The sequence below is a fragment of the Streptomyces sp. NPDC021562 genome (assembly GCF_040640875.1).
GTDB lineage: Bacteria > Actinomycetota > Actinomycetes > Streptomycetales > Streptomycetaceae > Streptomyces.
In genome coordinates this window covers 214,749-230,806 of the sequence record NZ_JBFACN010000010.1, presented here as the reverse complement: position 1 = coordinate 230,806, position 16,058 = coordinate 214,749, and the positions used below count along the sequence as shown (strand labels likewise).

At 71.1% G+C, this 16,058-nt stretch carries 16 protein-coding genes; 4 read left to right on the top strand and 12 right to left on the bottom strand.

All coding sequences use genetic code 11. The features are described 5' to 3' along the window. Positions 1-42: 42 nt before the first annotated feature. The 4 genes from AB0G52_RS18085 to fasR form a co-directional block, all read right to left on the bottom strand. Positions 43-291 carry an acyl carrier protein gene (locus tag AB0G52_RS18085; protein WP_046425089.1) on the bottom strand — a complete coding sequence of 83 codons (249 nt, stop codon included), beginning with the start codon at positions 289-291 and terminating at the stop codon, positions 43-45. Between the two features lie 89 nt (positions 292-380). Continuing rightward, positions 381-1,412, bottom strand: a complete 1,032-nt coding sequence (locus tag AB0G52_RS18080) for a ketoacyl-ACP synthase III (RefSeq protein WP_132886586.1) — start codon at positions 1,410-1,412, stop codon at positions 381-383. Between the two features lie 17 nt (positions 1,413-1,429). Continuing rightward, entirely contained in the window at positions 1,430-2,341 is a 912-nt protein-coding gene (locus tag AB0G52_RS18075; protein ID WP_132886585.1) for an ACP S-malonyltransferase, read from the bottom strand. An 89-nt stretch (positions 2,342-2,430) separates the two neighbouring features. Continuing rightward, positions 2,431-3,636: a fatty acid biosynthesis transcriptional regulator FasR gene (gene fasR, locus AB0G52_RS18070; protein ID WP_132886584.1), complete on the bottom strand. Its 1,206-nt coding sequence runs from the start codon at positions 3,634-3,636 to the stop codon at positions 2,431-2,433. A 73-nt stretch (positions 3,637-3,709) separates the two neighbouring features. Here fasR and AB0G52_RS18065 point away from each other — a divergent pair, with 73 nt between their 5' ends. Then, positions 3,710-4,363: a pirin family protein gene (locus tag AB0G52_RS18065; protein ID WP_361337273.1), complete on the top strand. Its 654-nt coding sequence runs from the start codon at positions 3,710-3,712 to the stop codon at positions 4,361-4,363. Positions 4,364-4,428: 65 nt separating this feature from the next. Here the strand turns inward: AB0G52_RS18065 and AB0G52_RS18060 are convergent, their stop codons facing one another. The 3 genes from AB0G52_RS18060 to AB0G52_RS18050 all read right to left on the bottom strand — a co-directional run bounded on the left by AB0G52_RS18060 (position 4,429) and on the right by AB0G52_RS18050 (position 6,486). Then, positions 4,429-5,016 (bottom strand): hypothetical protein, encoded by a 588-nt coding sequence (locus tag AB0G52_RS18060; protein WP_361337228.1) that lies wholly within the window; start codon positions 5,014-5,016, stop codon positions 4,429-4,431. A gap of 155 nt (positions 5,017-5,171) precedes the next feature. Then, entirely contained in the window at positions 5,172-5,996 is an 825-nt protein-coding gene (locus AB0G52_RS18055) for a serine hydrolase domain-containing protein (RefSeq protein ID WP_132886582.1), read from the bottom strand. Between the two features lie 19 nt (positions 5,997-6,015). Continuing rightward, entirely contained in the window at positions 6,016-6,486 is a 471-nt protein-coding gene (locus tag AB0G52_RS18050) for a GNAT family N-acetyltransferase (protein WP_361337227.1), read from the bottom strand. Positions 6,487-6,635: 149 nt separating this feature from the next. On the opposite strand from AB0G52_RS18050, the gene AB0G52_RS18045 reads away from it, so the two are divergent. After that, positions 6,636-7,103, top strand: coding sequence for a MerR family transcriptional regulator (locus AB0G52_RS18045; protein WP_132886580.1), 468 nt, complete (start codon positions 6,636-6,638; stop codon positions 7,101-7,103). A gap of 97 nt (positions 7,104-7,200) precedes the next feature. Here the strand turns inward: AB0G52_RS18045 and AB0G52_RS18040 are convergent, their stop codons facing one another. The 3 genes from AB0G52_RS18040 to AB0G52_RS18030 all read right to left on the bottom strand — a co-directional run bounded on the left by AB0G52_RS18040 (position 7,201) and on the right by AB0G52_RS18030 (position 10,066). Beyond that, the gene (locus AB0G52_RS18040) at positions 7,201-8,052 is read right to left on the bottom strand and encodes a DUF4429 domain-containing protein (protein ID WP_132886579.1); all 852 of its coding nucleotides are present in this window, start codon (positions 8,050-8,052) and stop codon (positions 7,201-7,203) included. Between the two features lie 67 nt (positions 8,053-8,119). Next, entirely contained in the window at positions 8,120-9,337 is a 1,218-nt protein-coding gene (locus AB0G52_RS18035; RefSeq protein ID WP_132886578.1) for an alpha/beta hydrolase, read from the bottom strand. Between the two features lie 102 nt (positions 9,338-9,439). Beyond that, entirely contained in the window at positions 9,440-10,066 is a 627-nt protein-coding gene (locus tag AB0G52_RS18030; RefSeq protein WP_132886577.1) for a TetR family transcriptional regulator, read from the bottom strand. A gap of 66 nt (positions 10,067-10,132) precedes the next feature. Here AB0G52_RS18030 and AB0G52_RS18025 point away from each other — a divergent pair, with 66 nt between their 5' ends. Together AB0G52_RS18025 and AB0G52_RS18020 are read left to right on the top strand one after the other, a co-directional pair. Further along, positions 10,133-11,752, top strand: coding sequence for an MFS transporter (locus AB0G52_RS18025; protein ID WP_132886576.1), 1,620 nt, complete (start codon positions 10,133-10,135; stop codon positions 11,750-11,752). A gap of 222 nt (positions 11,753-11,974) precedes the next feature. After that, complete coding sequence (locus AB0G52_RS18020; RefSeq protein ID WP_207921613.1) at positions 11,975-12,265, top strand: small hydrophobic protein; 291 nt, start codon at positions 11,975-11,977, stop codon at positions 12,263-12,265. A 67-nt stretch (positions 12,266-12,332) separates the two neighbouring features. On the opposite strand, the gene AB0G52_RS18015 is transcribed toward AB0G52_RS18020, so the two are convergent. Then, on the bottom strand, positions 12,333-13,157 hold the full coding sequence (locus AB0G52_RS18015) for a potassium channel family protein (RefSeq protein WP_132886575.1): 825 nt from the start codon (positions 13,155-13,157) through the stop codon (positions 12,333-12,335). 107 nt (positions 13,158-13,264) lie between these two features. Further along, positions 13,265-16,012, bottom strand: a complete 2,748-nt coding sequence (gene aceE, locus AB0G52_RS18010) for a pyruvate dehydrogenase (acetyl-transferring), homodimeric type (RefSeq protein ID WP_361337226.1) — start codon at positions 16,010-16,012, stop codon at positions 13,265-13,267. Between the last annotated feature and the right edge of the window lie 46 nt (positions 16,013-16,058).

Below are 16,058 nucleotides of genomic sequence, written 5' to 3'. Positions count from 1 at the left end.
GGGCGGGACTCAGGTCAGGCGCCCGAGTCCCGGGCGGGATGCTCAGGCCTGGTGCTTGAGGATGTAGTCGGTCGCGTCGCCGACGGTCTTGAGGTTCTTGACGTCCTCGTCCGGGATCTTGACGTCGAAGCGCTCTTCGGCGGCGACGACGACCTCGACCATGGACAGCGAGTCGACGTCCAGGTCGTCGGTGAAGGACTTGTCCAGCTGGACGTCCTCAACCGGGATGCCGGCGATCTCGTTCACGATCTCGGCGAGACCTTCGACGATCTCTTCCTGAGTGGCGGCCATGTCAGGCGCTCCTTCTTAGATGTTCCAGACGGTTGCTGCGGTGTTGCAGTCGGCGGACCGCACCGGATGCATGATCCGGCACGGAGTGCCTAGGGGAGGGTAACGACAGTGGCGGCGTAGACGAGACCCGCCCCGAACCCGATGACGAGCGCGGTGTCGCCGCTCTTCGCCTCGCCGGTCGCCAGGAGCCGCTCCATCGCGAGCGGGATCGAGGCGGCCGAGGTGTTGCCGGTGGTGCGGACGTCACGGGCGACCGTGACGTGCTCCGGCAGCTTGAGAGTCTTCACCATCGAATCGATGATCCGCACATTGGCCTGGTGCGGGATGAAGACGTCCAGGTCGTCCGCGCTGATTCCGGCCGCGTCCAGCGCCTGCTGGGCGACCTTCGCCATCTCGAACACGGCCCAGCGGAACACCGCCTGGCCCTCCTGCGTGATCGCAGGAAACTTGATGTTGCCCTGGCTGTCCAGCGGAAGCTCGGACACGTCACCGATCCGGAAACGGTCCCAGGACACGGTCTGCTTGATGGTCTCGGACTTGTCGCCCTCCGACCCCCACACGGTGGGGCCGATCGCCGGCTCCTTCGAGGGGCCGACCACGACCGCGCCCGCGCCGTCGCCGAACAGGAAGGCGGTGGCCCGGTCCTCCAGGTCGGTGAGGTCGCTGAGCCGCTCCACGCCGATCACCAGGACGTACTCGGCGGAACCCTCCACCACCATGCCCTTGGCGAGGGTCAGGCCGTAGCCGAAGCCGGCGCAGCCGGCCGAGATGTCGAAGGCGGCGGCCCGGTCGGTGCCCAGCTTGTCGGCGATCTCGGTGGCGACGGCGGGGGTCTGGCTGAAGTGCGAGACGGTCGAGACGACCACGGCGCCGACCTGCTCGGCGGAGATGCCCGCGTCCGCGATCGCCTTGCCGGCGGCCTCGATCGACATCGCGGCGACCGTCTCCTCGGGCCCCGCCCAGTGCCGGGTCTCGATGCCGGAGCGCGAGCGGATCCACTCGTCGGACGAGTCGATCGTCTCGAGGATCACCTCGTTCGGCACCACACGGGTCGGCCGGTAGCCGCCGACGCCGAGGATGCGCGCGTACGGGGCACCCTTGCTGGGCTTGATCTTCGACATCGCAATTGGCTCCTGATTCAGCTGTGCTCGGCGATGAGCTCGCGGGCCGCGTCGAGGTCGTCGGGGGTCTTCAGGGCCAGCGTCCGCACGCCGGGCAGGGCGCGCTTCGCCAGGCCGGTCAGGGTGCCGCCGGGGCACACCTCCAGGACGGCGGTGACGCCGAGCTCCTGGAAGGTCTCCATGCACAGGTCCCAGCGCACCGGGTTGGCGACCTGGCCGACCAGACGGTCCACGATCTCGCCGCCGGCGGCGACGGTCCGGCCGTCCTTGTTGGACACGTAGGTGATCTTCGGGTCGGCGGGCGAGAGCTTCTTGGCGGCCTCGGCCAGCGCGTCGACCGCGGGGCTCATGTGGTGCGTGTGGAAGGCGCCGGCGACCTTGAGGGCGACGACCTTGCGGACGCCCTCGGGCTTGTCCTCGGCGAGCGCGGCGAGCTGCTCCAGGGTGCCCGCGGCGACGATCTGACCGGCGCCGTTGATGTTCGCGGGGGTCAGACCGAGCTTCTCCAGGTGCGCGACGGAGACGTCCGGGTCGCCGCCGAGCAGCGCCGACATGCCGGTCTCGGTGATCGCGGCGGCCTCGGCCATGGCCAGACCCCGGGTGCGGACGAGGGCGAGCGCCTCGTCGTCGGTCAGGACTCCGGCGACCGCGGCGGCGGTGATCTCACCGACGCTGTGCCCGGCGACCGCGCCCGGGGTGACGGCACCGAGTGCCGCGGTGGACACCAGTCCGGCCGCGACCAGCAGCGGCTGGGCGATCGCGGTGTCCCGGATCTCGTCGGCGTCGGCGTGCGTGCCGTAGTGCACGAGATCGAGACCGATGGCGTCCGACCAGGCACGCAGACGGTCCTCGACACCGGGAAGGTCGAGCCAGGGGGTCAGGAAGCCGGGCGTCTGGGCGCCCTGGCCGGGAGCGACGAGTACGAGCACTCTCACACTCTCTCTTGTGGACGGCCACGGCCGCCCGTGGGGACAGGGACGAAGAACACGAGGGGGTTTTGTGGGCCCCTGACAAAGCGCTATGCCTGGAGATCTCCATCGACCAGACGCCCCAGGATCAGCGCGATCCGTAGCGTGAAGGCGGATCTTACATCGGACGGCGACCATCCGGTGACGTCTGTCACACGTCGGAGCCGGTAGCGCACGGTGTTCGGGTGGACGAAGAGCATCCGGGCGGCGCCCTCCAGACTGCTCGCCTGTTCCAGATAGACACTGAGTGTTTCCAGCAGCGCCGAGCCGGCTTCCTCCAGTGGTCTGTAGATCTCCTCCACCAGCTGCTCGCGCGCGCTCGGATCGCCCGCGATGGCGCGCTCCGGCAGCAGATCGTCCGCCAGCACCGGCCGCGGCGCGTCCTGCCAGGCGGAACACGCCTTGAGCCCGGCGGCGGCGGCCTGCGCGGACCGGGTGGCGGCCAGCAGGTCCGGTACGACGGGCCCCGCGACGACCGGCCCGGCGGCGAACGGCCCGATCAGCGACTTCGCGACGGCCAGCGGGTTGTCGTTGCCGCCGGCGATCACGACGAGCCGGTCCCCGAGCACCCCGGTCAGCACCTGGAGCTTGGCGTGCCGTGAGGCCCGCCGGATGGCCTCGACGGTCAGCTCGCTGTCCCCGTCGGGCGCGGTGCCGAGCACGACGCACACGTGGTCCGGGGAGTTCCAGCCGAGCGCGGCGGCCCGGCTCACCGCGCCCTCGTCCGCCTCGCCGCTCAGCACGGCGTTCACCACCAGTGACTCGAGACGCGCGTCCCAGGCACCCCGTGCCTCGGCGGCCTGGGCGTACACCTGGGCGGTGGCGAAGGCGATCTCCCGCGCGTACACGAGCAGCGCCTCGCGCAGCACCCTCTCGTCGCCCGGGGCCGCCACCTCGTCGATGGCGCTCTCCATGACCTCGATGGTGGTGCGCACCATCTCCACGGTCTGCCGCAGCGTGATCGCCCGGGTGAGCTCGCGCGGCGCGGTCCCGAACACGTCCGTCGAGATGGCCTGCGGGGCGTCGGGGCGCCGGAACCACTCGGTGAAGGCGGCGATGCCCGCCTGGGCGACCAGCCCGATCCAGGAGCGGTTCTCCGGTGGCATCGCCCGGTACCACGGCAGGGTCTCGTCCATGCGTGCGATGGCCTGGGCGGCGAGGCTGCCGGACGACTTCTCCAGCCGCTTCAGGGTCGCGGAGTGCGGGTGGACGTCATGAGCCGAGGGGTCGGACTTGCGCGTTACGGGTTCGGGCACGGGGACAAGACTGCCTCATCGGGGCGGGCACCTGCGCCGCCGGGTGCCGACCGCGGTCTACGGTGGTCCCGTGATGGACGTCAGGCGCGCGGCGCAGCGCTACCGGGGCGGGGACCCGGCGGCCGGGATCGAGTCGCGCCACGCCTTCTCCTTCGGCCCCCACTACGACCCCGGCAACCTGCGCTTCGCCGCGCTCATCGCCTGCAACGAGGAGCGGCTGGCGCCGGGGGCCGGTTTCGACGAGCATCCGCACAGCCACACCGAGATCGTGACGTGGGTGGTCGAGGGCGAGCTGACCCACCGCGACTCCGAGGGCAACGAGACGGTGGTCCGCCACGGGGACGTGCAGCGCCTCAGCTCCGCCGGGGGCGTGCGGCACGTGGAGCGCAACGACGGGGCCGGGCCCCTGACGTTCGTGCAGATGTGGCTGGCGCCGGTGCGGGTGGGCGGTGAGCCGTCGTACGAGATCGTCCGGGGCATCGCGGACTCGACGCCGTACGCCGTCCCGGAGGCCGGGGCGATGCTGCACGTCCGCCGCCTGGCGCCGGGTGAGCGGACGGCGGTGCCGGACGCGGCGTACGGGTACGTGCACGTCGTCCGGGGTGAAGTGCGGCTGGGGGGCGAGTCGTTGGGCCCCGGGGACGCGGCCCGGATCACTGCCGCGGAGGGCCTGGAGGCGGAGGGACTGACGCCGGCGGAGCTGCTGATGTGGGAGATGCCGGGGTAGGTGCCGGCCAGGTGGGTCCAGGGGTTGGCGGTGGCTGCGGTCGTCGGAGCGGCCCTGGCTGGTCATCAGTCGCCGGCGGCGCGACTGCGGCCGGCGCCGCGGGTCCACAGGGACAGATCGCTGCTCGTCGCTACGGCAAGGGTCTGCCCGGAGGGTGAGAATCCAGCGGCACGGAGCTCGGAGCAGTCGGAGTGGAAGATGTGCCACCAGCGCTCCCCGTGCGGGCCGGAGTGCGGCAGTCCGCCGTCGCGGGATAGCAGGACACGTTCGTTCGGCCAGGCCGGGGCAACGACCTCCAGCTTCCAACCGTCTCCGCTGGTGGTGTGCAGTCCTCCGCCGAAAAGTCCGGCAATGCGCACCCTGCTTCCGGCGACCGGCCCCAACCCGGCACACCACAGCGCGGGATCCGCGTCCTGGCTGCTGTCCTCGGGGTCCGCGTCACGATCCCGCGCGATCTTCTCGCCGGTCACGGCGTCGAAGAGACCGAGCCCGTCGTGGGAGACGGCCATCACCAGATCGTCGCCGGTGTCGGGGTCCGTCGCGAAGCCGATCCCGAGCAGTCCGCCGACAGGGACGCCGTACTCGTACGCGAAGACGGGCCGCCAGGGCTCGGGCGCGGGCACCACCGGGGCCGCGAGAAGCCGGTTCCTCATCGCCCGCTGGTAGGCCGAGAGTTCGGGCTCGTGCTCGGATCGCCCGGCGGAAGGCGTTTCCTTCGTCCACTTCATCACGGGACCATGATCCTCGCCTCGAAGGCCGGCGCGGAGGTGGTCCGCATTGTGCGTCGTGCAGGCCGAGGCGCCGGACCTCAGGCGTGGGACTCCGTCAGCGCCGCGTCCGTGAACGCCGGCCACGCCTCCACCGCCCAGGGGCCGAACGCCCGGTCCGTCAGGGCGACGCAGGCGATCCCCGCGTCCGGGTCCACCCACAGGAACGTGCCCGACTGGCCGAAGTGGCCGAAGGTGCGGGGCGAGGACGAAGAGCCCGTCCAGTGCGGTGACTTGGCGTCGCGGATCTCGAACCCCAGGCCCCAGTCGTTCGGGTTCTGGTGGCCGTAGCCCGGCAGCACGCCCTTCGTGCCCGGGTAGTGGACGGTCAGCGTCGCCTCCGCCACCGTGCGCGGGTCCAGCAGCCGCGGTGCCTGGAGTTCCGCGGCGAAGCGGAGCAGGTCCGCCACCGAGGAGACCCCGTCCTTCGCCGGGGAGCCCGCCAGCGACGTCGACGTCATGCCCAGCGGCTCCAGCACCGCCTGCCGCAGGTACTCCGCGAACGGGATCTCCGTCGCCTTGGCGACATGGTCCCCGAGGACCTCGAACCCGGCGTTGGAGTACAGCCGCCGCTCCCCGGGCGGCGCCGTCACCCGGTGCTCGTCGAAGGCCAGCCCCGAGGTGTGCGCGAGCAGGTGCCGTACCGTCGCCCCCTCGGGTCCCGCCGGCTCGTCCAGCTCGACCGCCCCCTCCTCGTACGCGACGAGCACCGCGTACGCGGCCAGCGGCTTGGTGACGGAGGCCAGCGGGAAGCGGTGACCGACCGGTCCGTGGGTGCCGAGGACCGTCCCGTCGGCCCGTACGGCACCGGCCGCGGCGGTGGGCACCGGCCACTTCTCGATCAGCGCGAGGCTCTGCAAGGACATGCCGTCGAGCCTATGCGGCTCAGAGCGTCAGCATCATCGTGGGGTCCGGCTTGTGCGTGAAGCCGAGCGCGGCGTAGAGGGGCTCGGCCTCGGCGGACGCGGTCAGCATGACCTGCCCCGCGCCCCGCTCCCGGAACCAGGCCAGCAGCTCCTCCATGCACGCGCGCGCGTACCCGCGGCGACGCGCCCGCGGGTCGGTGGCCACGCTGAAGACGTACCCGCAGCGCCCGTGCGGATTGCCCGCCTTGCCGATCCGGTAGTCGATCGTCCCCGCGACCAGCGCCGCCAGCGCCCCCGGCCGGTCGGGACGGTCCACGACGAACGCGGCGAAGTCGCCGTCCGCCTCGCCGAGCCGCTCCGTGAGCCCCGGCAGCGCCAGGGCGTGCCAGCCGGTGGAGGTGTCCCCGCCGGGAAGCGCGTCGATCATGACCTGGCGCAGCCGCAGTACTTCGGGTGCGTCCGCGGGCGTGGCACGGCGTACGAGACTCATGGCCACGCACGCTAGCCAGGTTCCCGCGGCCGCGTCGCCCGCATTTCTCACCGGTTCGGCTTTCCTGCCGGTCCCGCTCTCCAGCCGGTGCCGCTTTCTTACCGGTTCCCCTTGCTTGGAGTGCACTCGAAGGTCATAGCGTGGGCGTCATGACGGTGATGCAGACCACGACCGCGGCCCCCACCGAGCAGTCCGACCGCGAGCCCGCCGACATCTGTTCCGCCCCGCCCCGCCGGCACCCGCGCCCCGAGGGCCAGGACCGCTACACGATCAGCGAGGTCGTCGCCTTCACCGGGCTGACGGCCCACACTCTGCGCTGGTACGAGCGGATCGGCCTGATGTCCCACATCGACCGCTCCCACACCGGCCAGCGCCGCTACACCAACCGCGACCTGGACTGGCTGGACTTCGTGACCAAGCTCCGGCTGACCGGCATGCCGGTGGCGGACATGGTGCGCTACGCGGAGCTGGTACGGGAGGGCGAGACGACCTACCCCGAGCGCCGCGAGCTCTTGGAGCAGACGAGAAGGGACGTGTTGGCCCGCATCGCCGAGCTGCACGACACCTTGTCGGTCCTGGACCGCAAGATCAGTTTCTATGAAACAGGCGGCAACTGAAACGCCCCTGAAAGGGGCGCTGGGGGTACCCCCGGCCGAAGGCCGGGGGAGGAACTGCGCGACCGGCCCCCACGGACGGAGAGCCGAGTACGGCCTGTCACAGCTCGGCCAGCAACTCCGCCTTCTTCGCGGTGAACTCCTCGTCGGTGACCAGCCCCGCCTGATGCAGCTCCCCGAGATGGCGGATCCGCTCGGCGATGTCGGCGGGGTCCCGGCGCCCCGCCGGCGCCGGCACCGCGGCCGTCCCCCTGGCCCGTACCGCCTCCAGCACCGCCGCGGCGAACGGCAGCGACTCGTGCACCGGCCCGTACCCCAGCCCGAACACCACGGTCGCCGGGTCCTGGTCCGCCGGGACCGGCGCCGCCGCCCCCGCGGTGTCCCGCCGCAGCAGTCGTAGATGCCCCTCGAAGACCTCCGGCGACCGCCACTCCACACCGCCCAGGTCCGCGACCGCGAACCGCTGGTCGCCGGCCTTCCACTTGGCCGTCGACGCTCCCGTCCACGACCACCGGAAGTGCACGGCGGTGCCGTCGAAGCTCGCCTTCCCGTCGTACGCCTTGAACTGGCGGGGCGCCTCCGGCGCGGCCACCAGGAACTTCTCCGCGGGGCCCGTCTCGGTGAGGAGCGTGCGCAGCTCGTCGGCGTAGTACTCGGCGAGGGTCGCCCGCTCGGCCGGGAGCACCAGCCGGTACGGGTCGCTGCCGTCCTTCAGCTGGCCGGCCGCCGCCTCCAGCAGCGGATCCGCGCCGGGACGCGGCCGGGCGTGCAGGACGACCGTGCCGCGCTTGCCCGGGGTGACGGTCACGGACTCCAGCGCGGCCAGCGGCACCAGCCGCTCGCCCAGGGTCTGGAACAGCTTGGGGGTGCGGATCCCGCGTTCGTAACGGATGCGCACGGAGTCGGACTCGAACTCCCAGGCGGCATGAAATCCGGCCAGTACGTCACCCATGCGGCTCATCGTATGCGGCACGTGCTTCTCAGTCCCATCCCCGCGCGCACCGCACTTCCTGCTGTTTCTACGCGCGTTCGGCCATCAACGTGTCGGGCAGACCCGCCCGGCACCCGTCATCGTCGTGGGCGCAGGTGACCGCGCCGTATGCGCCGACCCCGATGTCCGCGAGGTTGCGCAGGCTGTCCGTGCCGGGCACGAAGTACCCGGCGTGTCCCTGTGCGTCGTGCGCCGACAGCACCCTGGCCCCGAAGGAGGCGGAGACCGGGTCGGCGCCGTGGCCGAGCCCGCCGAGCTCCAGATAGGGGACGTCCTGGATCCAGTCGGTGGCGTCGCGCATCGCCCAGACCCGGGCCGTGCTGCCCAGGTGCGAGGCGTTCTCGACGCGCATGCCGGGGCTCGCGGCCACGGCTATGTCGGCCACCCGGCCCGGCATGCCGCGCGCGGCCACCCCGCAGACCACCGAGCCGTAGCTGTGGCAGAACATCGACACCGGCGCCTTGCCGGGCAGCGCCCGCAGCAGCGCGTTGAGACGTACGGCACCCAGCTCGGCGGCCGTGCCGGTGGCCGCGCCCACGCCGAGCCCGTCGGGAGCGGTGTAGTCGGCCCAGGCGATCACCGCCGTGCGGGTCGAGGGGCTCGCCGCGTGCTCCGCCCGGTACAGCGCCTTGGCCATGCCGACCGGGGCGGTGTACTCGCGGTTCGTCCTCTGGAAGGTGAGCAGGTCGGTGTCGACGCCGGGGACGACCACCGAGATCCGCTCGGCCCTGGTGAGGTCGCCGAGCACCTCGGCGACGCGGCCGTCGCCGTCCGGGTCGAAGGCGAGGATCTGCCGGCCCTTGGTGAGCAGCGCCTCGTAGCGGTGCATACGGCGGCCCGCGTCCTGCTGCCCCGCCGCGCTGAGCCGTGGGTCGTGCATGCGTTTCTTCTCGACCTTGCGCTGCTGGTCGAGCGCGATGGCGTTGGCGAGGTAGCGCAGTTCGACCGGGGCGCCGTTCATGTTGCCGACGGCCAGCGGGTAGCGGTGGGCGAGCCGGTCGCGCTCCGGTGCGGTGAGCGAGGCGAAGAAACGGGTGAGCCGCGCGGGCGATGCCTCCGGGTCCGGCAGCCGCAGACCGTGGACGCTGCCGTGCTCCCAGCTGTCGAGGGAGGACTGCAGGGCGGTGGTCTCGCGGTGGGTGCGCAGTGCGGTCCAGCCGGTGGTCGCGAGCATCACGAACACCACGGCGAGGGCGAGCAGCGCGCGCCAGACGTTGAGTGGCGGGGAGGTGTCGAAGGAAGTCACTGGGAGGACACACTAGGAGAACGAAGGGGTCTCGCGGTAACCGAGTGACAGTTATCACGTTTCGACAAGCACCGGGCCGATCTTGGGCCGTTGTGGCACTCCTCAGGCCCGGCGCCAGTCGCCGGTGAGCGCCGGCCCCAGCTGATCGAGGTACGCCGCGGTGAGTTCGCGGATCGCCGCGGCGCTGAAGTCGTCGCCGACCGACCAGTGCCGCTCGGTCACCCTGATGACCGCGCCGAAGACGGCGACCACCAGCCGGGGACGGGGGTCGGAGTCCGGGTCGACGCCCTCCCGTTCGGCGATGATCCGCGAGATCTCCTCCTCGGTCTCGGCCTGGCGCCGCAGATGGGCCGCGAACAGGATCGGGGTGGCCTCGATCATCTTGTACGTGCGCATGAGGAGCTCGACCGGGACGTACCGCTCGACGGCCTCCTCGATGGTCTCCCAGCTGTCCATGACGGACCCGCGCAGCGCCTCCAGCGGAGTCTCCCCGGGCGGTCGGCGGCGCACCGCCGCCACGTAGTGCGCCTCGGTGAGCCGCGGCACGAAGAAGGCCACGTCCTCCTTGCTGGCGAAGTAGCGGAAGAAGGTGCGCTGTGAGACGTCGACGGACTCGGTGATCTCGTCGACGGTGGTCCGGTCGTACCCCTGGGCCGCGAACAGTTCGAGCGCGGACCGGAGCAGGGCGTCCCGGGTGCGCTGTTTCTTGCGTTCGCGCAGCGTTTCCATGCCTGACAGTTACTGACTAGTGAAATTGTTTGTCAACTGTCAGCGGCTGTCACTAGCCTCGAAAGCATGACTAGTCAGACCACGCTCGACGCGACGGGGTCGGGGGACAAGGCGTCGGCAGCCCCGTCGCAGCAGCCGTCGGCCGCCGGCCTGCGCGGCCATCCCTGGTTCACCCTGATAACCGTCGCCGTCGGGGTCATGATGGTCGCCCTCGACGGCACCATCGTGGCCATCGCCAACCCGGCGATCCAGAAGGACCTCGGCGCCACCTTCGCCCAGGTGCAGTGGATCACCAACGGCTACTTCCTCGCCCTCGCCGTCTCCCTGATCACCGCGGGCAAGCTCGGCGACCGCTTCGGCCACCGGCAGACGTTCCTGATCGGCGTCGTCGGCTTCGCCACCGCCTCCGGCGCCATCGGGCTGTCCGACAGCATCGGCCTGGTCGTCACCTTCCGCGTCTTCCAGGGCCTGTTCGGCGCGCTGCTGATGCCGGCCGCGCTCGGCCTGCTGCGGGCCACCTTCCCGGCCGAGAAGCTCAACATGGCGATCGGCATCTGGGGCATGGTCATCGGCGCCTCCACCGCGGGCGGCCCGATCCTCGGCGGTGTGCTGGTGCAGCACGTCAGCTGGCAGTCGGTGTTCTTCATCAACGTGCCGGTCGGGCTGATCGCCCTCGTGCTCGGCGTGGTCATGCTGCTCGACCACCGCGCGGAGAACGCCCCGCGCTCCTTCGACCTGCTCGGCATCGGCCTGCTCTCCGGTGCGATGTTCTGCCTGGTCTGGGCGCTCATCAAGGCGCCGGCCTGGGGCTGGGGCGACGGCAGGACGTGGTCGTTCCTCGTCGTGTCGGTGCTGGGCTTCGCCCTCTTCTCCTTCTGGGAGACGAAGGTCAGGGAACCGCTGATCCCGCTCGGCCTGTTCCGCTCCGTGCCGTTGTCGGCCGGCGTGGTCCTGATGGTCCTCATGGCCATCGCCTTCATGGGCGGCCTGTTCTTCGTGACCTTCTACTTGCAGAACGTGCACGGGATGGACCCGGTCGACGCCGGTCTCCACCTCCTCCCGCTCACCGGCATGATGATCGTCGGCTCCCCGCTGGCGGGCGCCGCGATCACCAAGCTCGGCCCGCGGATCCCGCTGGCCGGCGGCATGGCGGCCACCGCGATCGCCATGTACGGCATGTCCACGCTGAAGGCGGACACCGGCAGCGGGATCATGGCCGTCTGGTTCGCCCTGCTCGGCCTCGGCCTCGCGCCGGTCATGGTCGGCGCCACCGAGGTCATCGTCGGCAACGCCCCGATGGAGCTCTCCGGAGTGGCCGGCGGTCTCCAGCAGGCCGCGATGCAGATCGGCGGCAGCCTCGGCACGGCCGTCCTCGGCGCCGTGATGGCCTCCAAGGTCGACAACGACCTGCCGGGCAACTGGGCCCACGCGGGGCTGCCGAAGCTGACCTCGGCGCAGCTGGCCCAGGCCTCGGAGGCGGTCCAGGTCGGGGTCGCGCCGATCGCCAAGGGCACGCCCGGGGCCGTCGCCGCGAAGATCACCGGTGTCGCCCACGACACGTTCATCTCCGGGATGAGCCTGGCCTCGCTCGTCGCGGCGGGCGTGGCGGCGGTCGCGATCCTCGTCGCGCTGCTCACGAAGCGGGGCGAGAACGCGGACAGCGGCGCAGGCGTGGGCCACATCTGACCCTGGTTCAGGCGTGGTTCACCTATCAAGGTGACTCCGCTCAAGATCCCTCGCGTTCGGCACGCGCCGCGGTTCACAGTGGGTCACGTCCTCCGCAGGGCATGGGGGACACCCGGGCCGCGGCGCGCTGCTGGAGGGGGGCAGCGCGCGGGCAGGTCTGCGGACGCGGAACAGGGGTACCCGGTCATCACACCCGAACAGTCCATGAGGACAGAGGAGTTGATGATGGCGAGCTTCGGCCAACGAACACGCGGGTACCCCCGTTCACGTGGCCGCGCAGGCGTGCGGGACGGGCTGGACCGTGGGACGCTGGGCATCATCGGCACGATCTGCGCCGTCGCCGGCTTCTTCACGTTGGGAATCATCCTGGGCCCGGCCGCACTGGTGTGCGGCTGGCTCTCCATGGGCCGGGCGTGGAACCCGAAGAGCTCGATACCGGCGCTGGTCGCGGTGGTGCTGGGCGCGATCGACACGCTGCTGGCGCTGCTGTTCCTGGGCGGCGTATCGCTCTAGGCGCGGGCCGGTGGGGGCTGATCGCGCAGTTCCTCCCAGCCTCCGGCCGGGGGCGCCCCCAGCGCCCCTACGGGGCGCTCCTCAGCCGTCTCTTCTGCGGACAGTCGTGCTGGTGGGCGCAGTGGCACCCGGCCGGCGCCGGCGAGCGCACGGCTGCGCCAGCCCCCACCCCCGCGCGCAGAGCAACCACCTCCGTCCGCAGCGCCCGTACCTCCTCGGCCAGGGCCGTGATCGCCTCCGTCTGCCGCCGTTCCTCGTCGTCGTCCTTCTCGAAGCGCGCGATGAACCACGTGGCGATGTTCGCCGTCACCACACCGAGCAGGGCGATCCCGGACAGCATCAGGCCCACCGCGATCATCCGGCCCAGCCCGGTCGTCGGCGCGTGGTCCCCGTACCCCACCGTCGTCATCGTCGTGAACGACCACCACAGGGCGTCACCCAGCGTCCGGATGTTCCCGTCGGGCGAGTCGCGCTCCACCGACAGCACGGCCAGCGACCCGAACATCAGCAGGCCGACGACCGCGCCGACGACGTACGTCGTCAGCCGGATCTGCTCGGCCATCCGGGCCCGCCGCCCCACCAGCGTCAGCGTCGCCACGAGCCGCAGCAGCCGCAGCGGCTGGAGCAGCGGCAGCACCACCGCGCACAGGTCTATCCAGTGCGTCCGCACGAACTCCCGACGGTGCGGCGTCAGCGTCAGCCGCACGAGATAGTCGGTGGCGAAGGACCCCCACACCACCCACTCCGCCGCCGTGCACGCGGACGTCAGCACGTGCCCCGCGGAACTGTCCACGATCGGCAGCGCGTACGCGACGGCGAAGGCGACCGCGAGCGCCAGCAACGGCCGTTGGGTCCACTGCTCCCAGCGCACCTGTGCGGACTGTCGCTCCATGGAGGCATCGTAGGCGCCGTCAGCGCCCCGAAGGGGCGAGGGGAACCGCGCGACCAGCCGTGACGTCGCCGCGGTTCCCCACCGCCCGTTCGGGCCGAGCGCGGCCGCTACGCGTCGCCGCCCGCCACGCCCGGGTGCGCCGCCGTCACGTCCAGCAGCTGGTAGCGGTCGATGGCCTGCTTGAGCACGGAGCGGTCGAGCTTGCCCTCACGGGCCAGCTCGGTCAGCACCGCGACCACGATCGACTGGGCGTCGATGTGGAAGAAGCGGCGCGCCGCGCCCCGCGTGTCGGCGAAGCCGAACCCGTCGGCGCCCAGCGACTGGAACGTGCCCGGCACCCACCGCGCGATCTGGTCCGGAACCGATCGCATCCAGTCGGACACGGCCACGAACGGACCTTCGGCGCCGCTCAGCTTCTGCGTCACCCACGGCGTCCGCTGCTCCTCCTCCGGGTGCAGCAGGTTGTGCTGCTCGCAGGCCACGGCCTCGCGCCGCAGCTCGTTCCAGGAGGTGGCGGACCAGACGTCGGCCTTCACGTTCCAGTCGGCGGCGAGGATCTGCTGCGCCTCGACCGCCCACGGGACCGCCACGCCCGACGCCATGATCTGCGCCGGGATCGTGCCCGCCGTGCCGGCGCTGATCCGGTGCACGCCCTTGAGGATGCCCTCGACGTCCACGTCGGCCGGCTCGGCCGGGTGCTGGATCGGCTCGTTGTAGACGGTCAGGTAGTAGAAGACGTCCTCGCCGTGCGGGTGCTCGGCGTCGCCGCCGTACATCCGGCGCAGGCCGTCCTGGACGATGTGCGCGATCTCGTACCCGTAGGCCGGGTCGTAGGCCACGCAGGCCGGGTTCGTGGAGGCCAGCAGCTGGGAGTGGCCGTCCGCGTGCTGGAGGCCCTCACCGGTCAGGGTCGTACGGCCGGCGGTCGCGCCCAGGACGAAACCGCGCGACAGCTGGTCGGCCATCTGCCAGAACTGGTCGCCGGTGCGCTGGAAACCGAACATCGAATAGAAGACGTAGACCGGGATGAGCGGCTCGCCGTGCGTGGCGTACGCCGAGCCCGCCGCGATCAGGGACGCCGTACAGCCCGCCTCCGAGATGCCGTCGTGCAGCATCTGGCCGGTCGGGGACTCCTTGTAGGCGAGCAGCAGATCGCGGTCCACGGCCTCGTACTGCTGGCCGAGCGGGTTGTAGATCTTCGCACTCGGGAAGAAGGAGTCCATGCCGAAGGTCCGGTACTCGTCCGGTGCGATGAGCACGAAACGGCGGCCGAGCTCCTTGTCCCGCATGAGGTCCTTGAGCAGGCGCACAAAGGCCATGGTGGTCGCGATGGACTGCTGGCCGGTGCCCTTCTTCACGGTCGCGTACGCCTTGTCGTCCGGCAGGGCGAGCGGCTTCGAGCGCACCACGCGGGTCGGGACGTAGCCGCCCAGGCCCTTGCGCCGGTCGTGCATGTACTGGATCTCTTCCGAGTTCCGGCCGGGGTGGTAGTACGGCGGCGGGCCGGACTCCAGCTCCCTGTCGGAGATCGGCAGGTGCAGCCGGTCCCGGAAGCCCTTGAGGTCGGCGACCGTCAGCTTCTTCATCTGGTGCGTGGCGTTGCGGCCCTCGAAGTTCGGGCCCAGCGTCCAGCCCTTGATCGTCTTGGCCAGGATGACCGTGGGCTGGCCCTTGTGCTCGGTGGCCGCCTTGAACGCCGCGTAGATCTTGCGGTGGTCGTGGCCGCCGCGGCCCAGGTGCAGGATCTGGTCGTCCGTCATGTTGGCGACCATCGCGCGCAGCCGGTGGTCGTCGCCGAAGAAGTGCTCGCGGATGTACGAGCCGGACTCGGTGGCGTACGTCTGGAACTGCCCGTCGGGGGTCGTGTTCATCTTGTTGACCAGGACGCCGTCGCGGTCCTGGGCGAGCAGCGGGTCCCAGGTGCGGTCCCAGACCAGCTTGATCACGTTCCAGCCGGCGCCCCGGAAGACCGACTCCAGCTCCTGGATGATCTTGCCGTTGCCGCGCACCGGGCCGTCGAGGCGCTGGAGGTTGCAGTTGACGACGAACGTCAGGTTGTCCAGGCCCTCGCGGGCGGCGATGGACAGCTGGCCGAGCGACTCCGGCTCGTCCATCTCGCCGTCCCCGAGGAACGCCCACACGTGCGACTTCGAGGTGTCGGCGATCCCGCGCGCGTGCATGTAGCGGTTCATCCGCGCCTGGTAGATCGCGCCGATCGGGCCGAGGCCCATCGACACCGTCGGGAACTCCCAGAAGTCCGGCATGGAGCGCGGGTGCGGGTAGCTGGAGAGGCCGTCCGGGTACTTCGACTTCTCCTGGCGGAAGCCGTCCAGCTGGGCCTCGCTGAGCCGGTCGAGCAGGAACGCGCGCGCGTAGATGCCGGGGGAGGCGTGCCCCTGGAAGAAGACCTGGTCGCCGCCGAGGCCGTCGTCCTTGCCGCGGAAGAAGTGGTTGAAGCCGACGTCGTAGAGGGACGCGGAGGAGGCGAAGGTGGCGATGTGGCCGCCGACGCCGATGCCCGGCCGCTGCGCGCGCGAGACCATCACGGCGGCGTTCCAGCGGGTCGCGTTGAGGACCTTGCGCTCGATCTCCTCGTTGCCCGGGAAGAACGGCTCGGCCCGGGTCGGGATCGTGTTCACGTAGTCCGTGCTGCGCATCTCGGGCACGGCCACCCGTCGCTCGCGCGCCCGCTCGATCAGGCGGAGCATCAGATAGCGGGCCCGTTCCCGGCCGCGCTCGTCCACGGCGGCGTCGAGCGAGTCGAGCCACTCCTGGGTTTCCTCGGGATCGAAGTCAGGAACCTGACTCGGAAGGCCGCCAATGATGATCGGGTTGCGATCGGATCCGGAAGCCACGCTGTTCCTTACCTGTCAGAGGGTCACTGAGTCTCTGTTTTTCCCT